The organism is Paenibacillus sp. FSL P2-0136, assembly GCF_037975325.1.
GTDB lineage: Bacteria > Bacillota > Bacilli > Paenibacillales > Paenibacillaceae > Paenibacillus_AQ > Paenibacillus_AQ silagei.
In genome coordinates this window covers 6,589,651-6,602,542 of record NZ_CP150244.1, presented here as the reverse complement: position 1 = coordinate 6,602,542, position 12,892 = coordinate 6,589,651, and the positions used below count along the sequence as shown (strand labels likewise).

General features: G+C 55.3%; 10 protein-coding genes. 8 read left to right on the top strand and 2 right to left on the bottom strand.

Features of this window, described 5'->3' with window-relative positions; all coding sequences use genetic code 11:
- The first annotated feature begins 19 nt into the window (after window positions 1-19).
- The 5 genes from ftsE (at window position 20) to NYE26_RS28160 (ending at window position 6,242) form a co-directional block, all read left to right on the top strand.
- Window positions 20-706, top strand: coding sequence for a cell division ATP-binding protein FtsE (gene ftsE, locus NYE26_RS28180; protein ID WP_036721184.1), 687 nt, complete (start codon window positions 20-22; stop codon window positions 704-706).
- Complete coding sequence (ftsX, locus tag NYE26_RS28175; RefSeq protein ID WP_036721183.1) at window positions 696-1,610, top strand: permease-like cell division protein FtsX; 915 nt, start codon at window positions 696-698, stop codon at window positions 1,608-1,610. The genes ftsE and ftsX overlap by 11 nt, the downstream gene beginning before the upstream one ends.
- Before the next feature lie 43 nt (window positions 1,611-1,653).
- Window positions 1,654-2,970: a peptidoglycan DD-metalloendopeptidase family protein gene (locus tag NYE26_RS28170; RefSeq protein WP_339251749.1), complete on the top strand. Its 1,317-nt coding sequence runs from the start codon at window positions 1,654-1,656 to the stop codon at window positions 2,968-2,970.
- Between the two features lie 143 nt (window positions 2,971-3,113).
- Window positions 3,114-4,580 carry a S41 family peptidase gene (locus tag NYE26_RS28165; protein WP_036721180.1) on the top strand — a complete coding sequence of 489 codons (1,467 nt, stop codon included), beginning with the start codon at window positions 3,114-3,116 and terminating at the stop codon, window positions 4,578-4,580.
- A 315-nt stretch (window positions 4,581-4,895) separates the two neighbouring features.
- Entirely contained in the window at window positions 4,896-6,242 is a 1,347-nt protein-coding gene (locus tag NYE26_RS28160; RefSeq protein WP_339251746.1) for a PDZ domain-containing protein, read from the top strand.
- A 768-nt stretch (window positions 6,243-7,010) separates the two neighbouring features.
- Here the strand turns inward: NYE26_RS28160 and NYE26_RS28155 are convergent.
- Window positions 7,011-7,673 carry a response regulator transcription factor gene (locus tag NYE26_RS28155; RefSeq protein ID WP_339251744.1) on the bottom strand — a complete coding sequence of 221 codons (663 nt, stop codon included), beginning with the start codon at window positions 7,671-7,673 and terminating at the stop codon, window positions 7,011-7,013.
- A gap of 560 nt (window positions 7,674-8,233) precedes the next feature.
- Window positions 8,234-9,397, bottom strand: coding sequence for a sensor histidine kinase (locus NYE26_RS28150; protein ID WP_339251742.1), 1,164 nt, complete (start codon window positions 9,395-9,397; stop codon window positions 8,234-8,236).
- 194 nt (window positions 9,398-9,591) lie between these two features.
- Here NYE26_RS28150 and NYE26_RS28145 point away from each other — a divergent pair, with 194 nt between their 5' ends.
- From NYE26_RS28145 to NYE26_RS28135, 3 genes are read left to right on the top strand one after another with little or no spacing between them, the layout of a single operon-like run.
- Window positions 9,592-10,527 (top strand): ABC transporter ATP-binding protein, encoded by a 936-nt coding sequence (locus tag NYE26_RS28145; protein WP_339251740.1) that lies wholly within the window; start codon window positions 9,592-9,594, stop codon window positions 10,525-10,527.
- A gap of 15 nt (window positions 10,528-10,542) precedes the next feature.
- On the top strand, window positions 10,543-11,709 hold the full coding sequence (locus NYE26_RS28140) for an ABC transporter permease (protein ID WP_339251738.1): 1,167 nt from the start codon (window positions 10,543-10,545) through the stop codon (window positions 11,707-11,709).
- Complete coding sequence (locus NYE26_RS28135; protein WP_339251736.1) at window positions 11,702-12,862, top strand: ABC transporter permease; 1,161 nt, start codon at window positions 11,702-11,704, stop codon at window positions 12,860-12,862. The genes NYE26_RS28140 and NYE26_RS28135 overlap by 8 nt, the downstream gene beginning before the upstream one ends.
- The last annotated feature ends 30 nt before the right edge of the window (window positions 12,863-12,892 follow it).

The following is a 12,892-nucleotide window of genomic DNA, read 5'->3' as shown; positions in this document are numbered from 1 at the left end:
AGAATCGGGAAGTGAGAAAATGATTGAGATGCAGGATGTATGGAAGACCTATGCTAACGGGACCCATGCATTGCAGGGAATATCGGTCAAAATCGACCGCAATGAGTTCGTCTACATTGTCGGACCGTCCGGCGCAGGGAAATCAACGTTCATGAAATTAATTTATAGAGAAGAAACGCCGACCAAAGGACAAATCTCTGTAGGCGGGTTCAATATCGGCAAGCTGAAGCCCCGTAAGATCCCTTATGTGCGCCGCAATATCGGTGTGGTCTTTCAGGATTTCCGGCTGCTGCCGAAGATGACGGCGTATGAGAATGTGGCTTTTGCGATGGATGTTATTGAGGCGCCGAAGAAGATTATCAAGAAGCGTGTGAATGAAGTGCTCGATCTGGTGGGACTGCGCAGCAAGGCAGGGCGTGAGCCCTCACAGCTCTCAGGGGGGGAGCAGCAGCGTATCGCGATTGCCAGAGCCATCGTCAACAATCCTTCCGTTATTATTGCGGACGAGCCTACCGGCAATCTGGACCCGGAGACCTCGTGGGGCATTATGCAGCTGCTGGATGAGATTAATTTTCGCGGTACCACGATCGTTATGGCGACCCACAACCGGGATATTGTGAACAAAATGCGCAAACGGGTGCTAGCGATTGAGAATGGAACGATCGTCAGAGACCAATTGAGAGGGGAATACGGTTATGAGTTTTAAAACCTTCTTGCGGCATTTGCGGGAAGGCTTCAAAAACGTATTCCGCAACGGCTGGATGTCGGTGGCGTCCATCACTTCCATCGTTGTCTCTCTCTTCGTACTCGGAGTGTTCATCCTGCTGGTGCTCAACGTCAATCAAATTGCGGACAAAGCAGACAGCCAGGTGCAGATCAATGTGCATCTGACGCTGAATACGGACCAGAAGATGCGGGAGAAGCTGGAAAACGAAATCGGCAATATGCCGGAAGTCAGCAAGGTGGAGTTCGTCTCCAAAGAACAGGGCTTGAAGGAATTCCGTGAAGATATGGGGCCGGATGCCGCCGAGCTCCTGGAAGGCTTCGATGAAGACAATAATCCGCTGCCGGACAAGCTGCTCGTTGAAGTGATTGAGCCGACCACGGTTCCGTTTGTAGCGGAGAAGATAGAAGCACTGAACAAGACACATGAAGAGCAGCCGATCTACAAGGTGAACTACGGTAAAGGCTCTGTGGAGACTTTATTCAAGGTGACCAAGGCGGTGCGGAATATCGGGTTTATTTTTGTAGCAGGACTGGCGCTGATGTCGATGTTCCTGATCTCGAATACCATCCGGGTAACGATTCTGGCCCGCCGCAAGGAAATCGGTATTATGAAGCTCGTAGGCGCGACGAATTATTTCATCCGCTGGCCCTTCTTCATCGAAGGCGCTCTGATCGGATTGATCGGTTCAGTGGTAACCTCGGGTGCGCTCTACGCCGGTTACAGCAGTTTGGTGGCTTCCGTGAAGGGAGATCCGATGCTGGGACTGCAGCTGATTCCGTTCGAGGATATCTGGTTGCTGTTATGCGGGCTGCTGGTGGGCCTCGGTGTACTGATTGGCGTATGGGGCAGCACGGTGTCGATCCGCAAGTTCTTGAAGGTATAGCCTGTATTATTCACATTATTGAACAAAGGACGGAGAGTGCAAGTTGAAAAGAATTGCTGCCGGAATGGCCGTAATATTGCTGGCTGTCACAATGTTCGGGCCCTCTGACGGGTATGCGAAGAAAACAAGCGTTGCCGAGATTGATAAGCAGCTGAAGCAGCTGCAGCAGGAGGTCCAGGCGGCCAAGGCGGCGCAGGAGAAGGCGGATTCCCGTAATCAGGAGGCTAAGCACTATAAGAATAAGACCACGCTGAATCTGGACTATGTCCTGGGGCAGATTGCACAGGTGAAGGGTGAGATGACCACGATATCCGGCAAAATTGCCAGCACGGAGAAGTCGCTTACCGTGACAGCAACGGAGCTGGATGATGCTGAGGCGCGCGTGGCCTCCCGCGAAAAGCTGCTGGAATCCCGTGTCCGTCTTATGTACACGGATGGCGCAGTCTCCTATCTGGATGTACTGCTGTCCTCGACCAGCTTCTCTGACTTCCTGGACCGGGCCGATTCCCTGAAGATGATCGTGGATCAGGATCAGGATCTGCTGGTGCAGCACAAGCTGGACAAGCAGACGGTGATTGCCAAGAAGCAGGAGCTGGAAGGGCAATATGCAACAGCGAAGCAGCTGTATACCGATCTGGAAGCCCAGCGCAGTATGCTGAAGGAGAAGGAAGCGGAGAAGCAGGAGCTCATCGCTTATTATGATGAGGAGATTGAGAATTCGGAGGTCATCTCTGCTGAGCAGGATGCCAAGCTGGTAGAGCTGGCCAGCAGCCGCTCTGCGCTGGAAGCGCAGAAGGACAAGATTAAGGCGGAGGAAGCAGCGCGCAGAGCGGCAGCCGCGAAGGCTGAGGCGCAGCGCCGGGCGGCATTAGCCGCAGCCAAGGCGGCGGAGAAGGCGAAGGCCTCCAAGTCTTCCGGCGGCGACAGCTCCTCCGTTGCGAGCGCAGAAGATTATTCGGGCGGAGACGGTCCTTACCTGCGGCCGGTGGGTTACGCGCGGATCTCTTCTCCTTTTGGCTACCGGACCCATCCGGTGACGCATGAAGTCGGCAAGCTGCATACCGGTATAGACTTTGCCGTGCCGCAGGGTACGAGTATCCATGCGGCGGATTCCGGTACAGTTGTGTTAGCGCAGTGGTATAGCGGTTACGGATACTGTGTCATTATTGATCATGGCGGCGGGGTATGGACGCTGTACGGACACATCCGCGAGGGCGGTATCAAGGTGAGCCAGGGACAACGGGTGGAGCGCGGACAGACGATCGCCGAATCCGGTTCAACGGGACGTTCCACCGGCCCGCATCTGCATTTTGAAGTGCGGATCAACGGGAAACCGGTGAATCCTATGCCTTATCTGTAAGTGGACTGAGCGGATGAATTATAAGTTTGGTTGAACTGATAAATATATTTTCATGCTGCGGCATATACTGGAAGAGATGCCGTTTCTCATGGAACGGACCCATGCTGGTGTTAAGATGGACAAGAAGGGACGGTGGGAACATCATGTTAAAGAAAAGCACTGCGGCCTTTATGATTGTCGCGGCACTGCTGTGCGGCAGTCTGCTGACCCTGGGCGTGACCGGTTATGTACAGGTATTCGGACAAGCCGCAGGTGAAGGGCTGGCAACGGTCTTGCAGACTGCCGGACTACAGGAGAAGGAATCGAAGAAGCTGGGTACCGCTCTTAGCCTGATCGAGAGCAATTATTATGAGAAGGTCGACCGGGAGAAGCTGATTGACGGTGCGGTCAACGGAATGATGGAAGCACTGGGCGACCCGTATTCGAACTACATGGGCAAGGAGACGGCACAGCGGTTCGAGGAGAGCATTGAAGGCTCCTTCTCGGGGATTGGCGCTGAAGTCTCCTCCGACAACGGTAAGGTCGTTGTAGTCTCCCCTATCAAGGGCTCACCGGCAGAGAAGGCCGGTATTCAAGCCAAGGATGTGATCCTCTCCGTTAATGGTGAATCGCTGGAAGGGCTGGAGCTGAATGCGGCTGTAGCCAAAATACGCGGTCCCAAGGGCAGCAAGGCGACCCTGAAGGTCCAGCGGACCGGAACAGCAGAGCCGCTGCAATTCGTCATCACCCGTGATGATGTCAGACTGGAGACGGTCTATGCGAAGATGGAGAAGGAGCATGTCGGTGTGATCGAGGTTACGCAGTTCTCACAGAACACCTCGGAGCGGTTCAAGGAAGAGCTGACGAAGCTGGAAAAGCAGGGCATGAAGGGACTCGTTATTGATGTCCGCAATGACCCGGGCGGTGTGCTGCCGGTCGTCATTGAGATGGTTGAGCAGTTCGTTCCTTCCGGCAAAGCCATCGTACAGGTGGAGGATAAGAACAAGCGGCGCGAGATCAGCACCTCGAAGGGATCAAGCAAGAAGTATCCGGTAGTCGTGCTGATGAACAAGGGCAGCGCGAGCGCTTCGGAGATCATGGCCGGAGCCCTGCAGCAATCTGCCGGAGCCAAGCTGATCGGGGAGAATTCGTTCGGTAAAGGCACCGTGCAGACCAGCTTCGAGGAGCAGCTCGGTGACGGAAGCCTGCTGAAGATTACGATTGCCAAGTGGCTGACGCCAGACGGCACCTGGATTCACGGCAAGGGCATTAAGCCGGATATAGCCGTAGCCCAGCCGGATTACTTCTCGGTGGCGCCGATTAACAAGAGCGTTACGCTGCAATATAATATGAACAATGCAGATGTCAAAAGTGCACAGACGATGCTGGATGGGCTAGGCTACAAGCCGGGCCGTAAGGACGGCTATTTCGATGCCGGGACCAAAGAAGCGGTCAAGAAATTCCAGAGCGCAGCCAAGCTGAAATCGACAGGCTCGATTGATGCCAAGACCGCGGAAGCGCTGGAGCTGGCGCTGATCAAGGTCATCCAGGATCCGGTGAATGACAATCAGCGGAATAAGGGGATCGAAGAAATTCAGAAGGAAATCAAGGCTGCGGCGTCGAACAAGTAAGAGGGCTGATTTCAGCCTTCTTTTTTTCTTTGAATGGGATATTATCATTTAATTCTGTTTTTAATTGTGGCCCGAATGTATGTGAAAAACAGCATACATTATGCTGGCTTGCAGGCGTATGGGCCAGATGTATGTGAAAAACAGCATATATTGTGCTGACGTGCAGGCGCATGGGCCAAATGTATGTGAAAAACAGCATACATTGTGCTGACGTGCAGGCGTATGGGCCAAATGTATGTGAAAAACAGCATACATTGTGCTGGCGTGCAGATAATCCCTATTTGCTATAGGCTATGAAAAGGAGTGTGCGAACCGTTGAATGTACTCCCGGAGCTGCTGACCAGCTGGGGCACAGCAGTCCTTCATCTGCTGATTCAGCCCTATTACTATATCGCTATTCTATTTATTGCCCTATATTACCGCAGACAGGTAGCCCTGGAGCGGAAGCTTATTCATGTGAAGCTGCATAGCTGGGGACCGGAAACCTGGCGGACCGTGTGGACTGGTGGACTCATGGGACTGGTGGTCTCCCTTGCCGCCGTTGCACTGGGAGTATCAGTGACCTATATGGCTGTTGCCTGTATCTGGGTAGTCAGCCTTATCTTAATGCTCTTTCGGGTGCGTTACTTATGCTTTGCGTATGCCATAGGCGTGCTGGGAATCGTGCAGTTTGTACTGTCGTTCTTCCCGGGGACGCTGCAGAGCGGAGCCGCCGGAACGGTTGCCGGTGCCGTGCGGGAGATGGACATCCCGGCGCTGCTGGTGCTGGCCGCGCTGCTTCACGTGGCCGAGGCGCTGCTGGCGCGCTGGCAGGGGCCACGGCTGGCGACGCCGTTGTTCCTTGCCGGCAAGCGCGGCAAGGTGGTGGGCGGCTACCAGCTGCAGGCCTTCTGGCCGCTGCCGCTGTTCGTGCTGATTCCCGCAGGCACGGGAATCGGTGAGCTGCCGTGGCATCCGCTGCTGGGCGGGGGCCTCGGCCTGGTCTCGCTGCCGGTCATCATCGGCTTCAGCGAGATGACCCAGGGCATGCTGCCCGGACGCAAGGCGGCCCGGACGTTCGGACGGCTGCTGATTTACAGCGCCGTCCTGCTCGGTCTCAGCCTGCTTGCGGACCTATGGAGCCCGCTGACGGTTGTCGCGGCGCTCGCGGCCATTCTGCTGCACGAAGGGTTAAGCTGGTACAGCGCTCTGGAGGAGCGCAGCCTTAGCCCCATCTTCGTGCATCCCCCGGCCGGCCGCAAGGTGCTGGCCGTGCTACAGGGCAGCCCCGCGCAGGAGCTGGGCATCCTGCCCGGCGAGATCTTGCTGAAGGTCAACGGGGTCCTGTTGACCAGCGCGGCGCAGCTGCATGAGGCGCTGCGCATGAACCCCGCGTTCTGCAAGCTGGAGGTGCAGAACCGCGAAGGCGAAAGCAAGTATCTGCAGCGCGCGATCTATGCGGGGGACCATCATCAGCTCGGCATCATTCTGGTGCCGGACCCGGACGGGGGCATCACCGCAGAGACCAAGCCGTCCAGTATCTTCAGCATCATCGGGATGCGGACAGGCATCCGGCAGAGGGGAGTGCAGGGCGACCGGCTGGGCCGGGCGAAGAAGACGCCGCCTGCGGAGGCCAAACAGACGCCGCCGGCAGAGGCCAAACAGGAATCTGCCGGCGTCTGACGGATGATTATCAACGTAATTGGTTCCCCCAGCGGCTGCTGGTACGGAAGCTTAAAGAGGCCCGTTCTTTCTGAACTAAGTTCAGGGGGAATGGGCCTTTTATATTTGATAAGGAAGTGATGTGAGGCACCTGGAATGTATGCGACAAACCGAATACAATCGCAATGCGTAACCATGGGGGCTTGTGGACCTCATGGTTGCGAAAAACAGGCATGACAAGACAGAGGCCTTGTCACCCCCAGGAATGAAAATAAGTCGGGTGCATCAGTCGCATCCCGACTTTTATTTTCGTATTAAACCGAACACAATCGGTGCTGCTGCGAAGAGGGGGCCCCATGCTCCGCAGCCCGTAACATTTTAGAGAAATCCTGCAAGAAATGCAGGAATACTGCCCAATAGAAGCGACCTATGCTGAAATTCTGCATCAAATGCAACAAATCCAGCGATAAGTTGCGCTAAGCACTGGAATTCCTGCAAATGATGCAACAATGTACCGTAGCCCGTAACATTTTTAGAAGAATCCTGCAAAATGTGCAACAATGCGATTCATACAAGCGATCCGTGAGAGGAAACTCTTAGAATTGGCGAGAGATAGGCGGAGCGCCACCATGAAAGGAAGAGGCACTTCAGAACGTATACGAAAACCGGCTACAGGGTGTGGCCAAAAAGGCATATGGGCTGGATGTTTGTTAACAGAAAGCGATAAGGCACAAGCGTCTATCACCTGTTAGGATTCAGTGCCTTATCCTGGATATGCTTGTCTGTGGCTCAATGGTTCCCCTGCGTACTCTTCAGATACAGAATCGCAATCTGTGTCCGGTCACGTACGCCGAGCTTGCTGAGGATGTCGGTGATATAGTTTTTGACGGTGCCTTCGCTCAGGAACAGCTTGGCGGCGATTTCCTTGTTGGTGAGTCCCTCTGCGATGGAGGTGACTACGGCCTGCTCGGACTTGGTCAGGCCATAGGAAGCAAGCGGCTGAGCCTCGGGAGCTTCCTGACGCGCGGATGGCTGAAGGAAGCCCGCCAGCTTGCGGGCAATCTCGGGATGAATGAGCATATTGCCCTCATGTACGGTCTTGATGCCTTGAATGATCCGGTCCGGCGGGATGTTCTTGAGCAGATATCCGCTGGCTCCGGCGCGCAGAGCCTCAATGATATACTCGTCATCATCGAAGGTGGTCAGCATCAGGACGGCTACGGCCGGATAGGCTTCTTTGATCATCCGTGTGCCTTCCACCCCGTCGCAGCCCGGCATCCGGATATCCATGAGTACAACATCCGCTCCGCCGGGCAGTTCCCCCAGCAAGGAGAGGGCCTCCCGGCCATCCCCTGCGGTTCCGGCCACCTCGATACCGGCATCCAGCCCGATCAATACCTTCAGGCTCTCGCGGATGAATGAATCGTCGTCAACAATTAATACTCTAATCATGAATCAGCACCTCTTATCTGTGAATATACTCCCGCTGCCCGTCCCCGGCTAAGTTGATGAGTGTGTGGTTGGGGGATGTGGCATATGGGGAAGCTGTGGTGTGGGTTACAGTTGGACAGCTGTTAGTCTGGCCGATGCTTCGGCTTATGGCACAAGGATAGTTGGAGAACTGACTCGTCTGCCGATGTTATGATGGGGAATATAGTTGGATTATGAGCACTTGCTGATCAACGAGTGGCCTCTCTGGGGACAACAGTTGGATAAACAACACTTAATTGTTCCCAATCTGCTCCGCAGCAGTAAAATCATCGACAGTAGATGCTGTTTTTCCAACTAATACCCTGGAAACATCAGAAACTGTGAAATTAAGATACGTTTTTCCACTTGCTTCTGCCAGAGAGGGAGCAGTTCCCCCCAGATCCACAAGTTGTTAGCATATAACACCTGTATCTCGATCCGCCTTCCCATCAGTTCCCCGTCAGTTATATGTACGCTATGGCTATAGCCAGCTTCCCACAGCCTCACTCTCATCCTTGCCCCACTCTCACGCCACTCCCTATTCAGCGCAGCACTCCCTCCGGCTGCCGATACACGGGCAGCCGGGTGATGACCGTGAACTGCGGCTGCAGCCGCAGCTCCAGCGTTCCGCCAATCAGGGCGCTGCGTTCGTGCATGCCTTTCAGGCCCATTCCGCCAGTATGGTGCAGCTTGTGCAGAGCCTCCTCCTCGGGCAGCTTCCCGTTATTGCCGGTCTCCATCCGCACCTCATGCTCCGTATAGGTGACCTCCACCCATACGGAGCTGGCCTGCCCGTGCCGCAGCGCATTGGTGATGGCCTCCCGGGCATTGGTGTACAGCACAACCTGAAGGCTCGGATAGAGCGGATAAGGAATCCCTTGCACCGTATAGGAGGTGGCAATACCTGTATCGCGGCCCACTTCTTCCAGCAGCCGGTCCAGCGCATAGGCTCCTTCAAGCTGCGGAGCAGGGTTAATCCGCTTCAGCGCCGCACGCATATCGTCCATACTGCCCGAGAGCTGATCCCGGATCTGGATCATCATCTGGAGTCCCGTTTCCGGTGCGGCAGGGAGGGTGTGGATGGCCGCTTCGGTCATCATCTTGACCCGGATCAGCCGGTGGCCGATGTCATCATGCAGCTGGCGGGCGATCCGCACACGTTCTTCTGCCTGCGCAGCCACCTCTATTTGCGAGGTGAACTGGAGGAGCCTTGCGCGGGCCTCTTCCAGCTCGAAATGCTTTTTGCGCAGCTCATCATAGAGGAATAAGGTATCGGCACGCCCGCGCCCTGTGCGGAGCAGCAGCAGATTCAAGCCGGCACAGAGCAGGAAGGTAAGGTTCGTGAACACAAGCACTGCCGGAGCACCATGAAGCAGGGCGGCATTCAGCAGGGCCAGATGAATACAGAAGAAGGTGAGGGCCGTATTCTTGGGCTGCCGCCGGGTATAGGAGATCACCGCAGACAAGGCCGGAAAAACCATCAGAGGCCCGTATTCGTAACAAAGCCAGGCGGTGAGGATCAGCTCCATGCCTCCGGTCAGAGTGTAGAGAGGCCCGGATTGCCTTGCACCCAGTGTGACCAGCAGCATCAGCAGCATGAAATGCAGAGTGAACCAGTCATAGTCCGCGAATTCATAGACTTGAATTGAGAGGATCGCCGGGATTATAAGCAGGCTGTAGCGCAGCAGTATCAGTTCTCTGGTCAAGTAAGCTCATCCTTTTAGATCAAATATCCCTAATCGGTCAACATTCTTCTCAGGTATAACCATCTTAGCATAAGAGTGCTGCCCTTCAGGAGATGACTTTCGTCACCTCTGGATCATGACCTTTAGTACCTTCGGCTGTGTCCGCCCTACTGTACAATAAGAATACGAGAATGAAGGAACAGGGGGCATCGGCAATGGCACTAGCAGTACTGAGCGATGTTGTGAAGAGATATGACGGTAAGCTGATTGTGGATCACGTCAATTTCAATATACAGGAGGGTGAAATCTTCGGCCTGCTGGGCCCGAATGGTGCCGGGAAAAGCACGACCATCAGCATGATCTGCGGGCTGCTTCAAGCCGACAGCGGCAATATTATTATCGACGGGCTGTCCGTACGGGAGCGGCCGCTTGAGGTGAAGAAGCGCATCGGGCTTGTGCCCCAGGAGCTGGCGTTATACGAGAATATGACGGCAAGCGATAATGTAAGCTTTTTCGGCAGACTCTATGGGCTGCGCGGACAACTGCTGAAGGAGCGGACCCAAGAGGCGCTGGAGTTCACCGGCCTAAGCGACCGGGCGAGGGATAAACCGTCAACCTTCTCGGGAGGGATGAAAAGACGGCTGAATATCGCCTGTGCCATCATGCACCGGCCGCGCCTGATTATTATGGATGAACCCACGGTCGGCATTGATCCGCAGTCACGCAATCATATTCTGGAATCCGTGAAGGCTTTGAATAAGATGGGGTCGTCGGTGATCTACACCAGCCATTATATGGAGGAGGTCGCTGCGATCTGTGACCGGGTGGCCATTATGGACCAGGGGCATATTATTGCCTGCGGTACGGAGAACGAGCTGCGCGAACGGGTGGCCCACGAGGAGAAAATCGTTGTGAAGGCAGCGGGCATCACCCCTGCCTTAGTGAACGAGCTGGGGCAGCATCCCCGGATCAACCGGGTAGAAGCGGTGCAGGATGCGATAGAGCTGTATCTTCCCTCCTCGCAAAGTGCGCTCCAGGATATTCTGTTTATTTTCTCCAAGCACGAAGGGGTCATTGCCTCCCTGAATATTGAAGAGCCGGATCTGGAGACCTTGTTCCTTAGTCTGACCGGCCGCACCTTGCGGGATTAGAGAGGGGGGATAGGTGTGAATATCTGGATCATTATGGGGTTTGAGCTGCGCAGACAGCTCCGTTCACGCACGTTGCTGCTTAATATGTTTCTGCTGCCGCTGGTGCTGATCTTCCTCTTGGGCGCTTCGCTCTCCGGGGTGGTCGGGGTACAGGGGGCAGATGAAATCAAGCCTGTACGTGTAGCTATTGTGAATAGCGGAGGCGGAGGGGCAGAGGCATCTGCGATCCTTACGGCTTTTCTGGAGTCGGCTGAGGTGAAGGGGCTCATTATTCCTGTCAAGACAGAGAGCCGTGAAGCTGCGGAGAGCGGGCTGCGTACCAGTAAATATGCCTATGGGGTTATTGTTCCTCCGGGCTTCGACCAGGAGGTGCAGAGCGGTAAGAAAGCGAGCCTGGAGTTCATTCTGGGCAGGAGCCATGACGATAACCGGGTCGCCGGAACAGCCTTCGACAATCTGCTGATGGAGCTGAATTATAAGCAGGCGGCAGCCGTAACCCTTGGACCACAGGCTCTTACAGCGACTACGGCACCTGCCGGGAAGCCGGGGGTGGTGCTGGGGGATCTGAACAATGGCGGGAAGACCTATTCGGCGGCCCAGTTCTATGCAGCGTCCATGCTGCTGATGTTCCTGATGTATAGCGGACTTACTGTGACAGCCTCACTTTTTAACGATAAAGAGAACCATACGCTGTTCAGAATCCATTCCATGCCGGTAAAAGACAGTCATCTGTTCATCGGCAAAATGCTCGGCGTAGGCCTGGTCAGCATCCTGCAGTGCCTTACGATTATTCTGCTGTCTGACTGGCTGTTCGGCGTCTACTGGGGCAATCGCCCGGGGCTGCTGCTGCTGTTCTGTCTGCTGATGATTGCCGCCTCGATGACGCTGGGCGTACTGATCTGCCTCTTCAGCCGGACCTCGGCGACGGCTACGAACATCATTAGTGTCCTGACTATAGTGATGACCTTCGTCAGCGGAGGAATGGCGCCGCTTCCCGATTCCTGGGTGAACAGTGCAGGTGCATTCACGCTTAACCATTGGGTGCAGCAGGCAGTCATCCGGATGATGCTGCATTCCGGTCTGGAGCAGCTTTTGCCGAATCTGTGGGTGATGTGCTTCATCAGCGCGGCCTTGTTCGCGGCAGTGATTGTCTCATACCGGAAGGTGGGTTACCGTGGATAAAATATTAATTATTGCCTGGAATATGATCAGACGAAGCATTGGCACCTTCAGGGGACTTATGGTATTCATTCTGCTTCCCGGTATAGTGGTGGCAGCGATTATCTCCCTTACCGGAGGGATGGCGGAGGGACCGGCAACCGTTCTATATGCCAACTCGGATACGGGGGCAGCCGGCAGACATTTGATTGCGGAGCTGGAGCAGGCCGGAGAATATAAGTTCGAGCCGCGCAGGGATGAGGCCGCTTTGAAGGAAGCGACAATTAAGCAGGAGGGAACGGTGGGGGTGTTCATTCCTGCCGGGTACACTGCCGCCTTAATGGCGGGGGACCCGCTGCAGATCAGCATCTATGAGCTTCGGGCAAGCGAAAGCTCAATCATGATGAAGATGAAGATCACCGCCACTGCCGCTCAAATTGCCGAAGCAGCACATACCGTTGCTGCCGCCAGTGGAGGAACAGGCGATATGCAGGCGCAGCTCGCTGCTGTGCTGAAGCAGTCGGAGCAGCACAACGTGGGTAGCACCCGTACCGATTATGATCTCTATCCACGGCAGACGCTGGGCGTGGTTACAGGGATGACACTTATGTTCCTGATGGCACTGGTGACCAGCTCCGTCTCCCAGATCACGGATGACCGCAGAGGGCGTACCATGATGCGCATGTTCAGCGCTCCAGTCCGTTCTTATGAAATTGCGCTTGGCAACTTCCTGGGCAGCTTTCTTGTGGGAATGATTCAGATCCTTGTCGTGCTGGTGCTGGGCAAATGGGTGCTCCGCTACGATTATGAGATGCCGCTCTTTCTCTACTTCCTGGTTCTGGCGGCCTTCATGCTGGTCTCCATGGGGATTGCCAGCACCGTTGCTGGGCTGATCCGTAATCCGCGCAATGCCGGGATGCTGAATTCGCTGATTCTTACCCCTACCTGCATGCTGGGCGGCTGCTTCTGGCCCGTCTCCATCATGCCGGAATATATGCAGAAGCTGGCCAACTTTACACCGCAGAAATGGGCGATACAAGCGGTAGACATTGCCGCGACCGGTGGCGGCTGGAACGAGCTGTGGATGCCGTTTGCGATCCTGGGCCTGATGGCTGCCGTTCTGCTGGCGATTGGCTCTGCCATTCTTCGTCCGAATGAAGCCGGAATCAGTACCTGAGGTCGAAGCGTATCTTTGCTGCCCTCCATG

Excerpts from the sequence above, each read along its gene's own strand:
- ftsE (WP_036721184.1), top strand. The coding sequence starts at position 20 with ATGATTGAGATGCAGGATGTATGGAAGACCTATGCTAACGGGACCCAT.
- ftsX (WP_036721183.1), top strand. The coding sequence starts at position 696 with ATGAGTTTTAAAACCTTCTTGCGGCATTTGCGGGAAGGCTTCAAAAAC.
- NYE26_RS28165 (WP_036721180.1), top strand. The coding sequence starts at position 3,114 with ATGTTAAAGAAAAGCACTGCGGCCTTTATGATTGTCGCGGCACTGCTG.
- NYE26_RS28155 (WP_339251744.1), bottom strand. The coding sequence starts at position 7,673 with ATGATTAGAGTATTAATTGTTGACGACGATTCATTCATCCGCGAGAGC.
- NYE26_RS28145 (WP_339251740.1), top strand. The coding sequence starts at position 9,592 with ATGGCACTAGCAGTACTGAGCGATGTTGTGAAGAGATATGACGGTAAG.